This is a genomic window from Actinoallomurus iriomotensis, from assembly GCF_030269445.1.
GTDB classification, from domain to species: domain Bacteria; phylum Actinomycetota; class Actinomycetes; order Streptosporangiales; family Streptosporangiaceae; genus Actinoallomurus; species Actinoallomurus iriomotensis.
Genome location: NZ_BSTJ01000040.1, coordinates 1 through 474 on the forward strand (window position 1 = coordinate 1; position 474 = coordinate 474).

Sequence of the window (474 nt, forward strand, 5' to 3'; positions counted from 1 at the left end):
GACGGCGGGGCGGACCGGGTGGGACGCGGGGTCGTTGGCCTGGATGGCCAGGCTCACCAGGGACTGCAGCAGGAACAGGTCGCCTTCGGTGTCGAGGTGGACCTGGACCCAGCCGGTGTCCGCGAAGACGTCGACGCGGCCGGAGGCGGAAAGCGCGGTGTCGAGACGGTCGATGACCGGCCCGGTGAGGAAGACCTCGGCCAGGTCGTCCCGATGGAGGTGGAGGACCTGCAGGCCGTGCAGGGCCAGGGCGCGGCCGGGCGGATGATGCACCCGGCACTCCGTCAGCGGCCAGTTCTGGAATCGATCGATCACCAGGTCGGCGTACGAGATCGGGCGGTTTCCCAGGCGCATGAAAGCCAGCGTGGCCGATCACCGACGCGAACCGGCGATCAGCGGGCGTCCTGGTGCGATTCCGCCCGTTCCAGGTGCCTCCCGGAATTCCTGGTGCGTTCCTGGAATCCCCCCGGACGG

1 protein-coding gene is annotated in these 474 nt (G+C 69.8%); it reads right to left on the reverse strand.

All coding sequences use genetic code 11. From position 1 onward, the window contains the following. The coding region (locus QSK37_RS51315) for a luciferase domain-containing protein (RefSeq protein WP_285637455.1) at nucleotides 1–354 on the reverse strand (354 nt) is incomplete at its 3' end. Nucleotides 355–474: the final 120 nt, after the last annotated feature.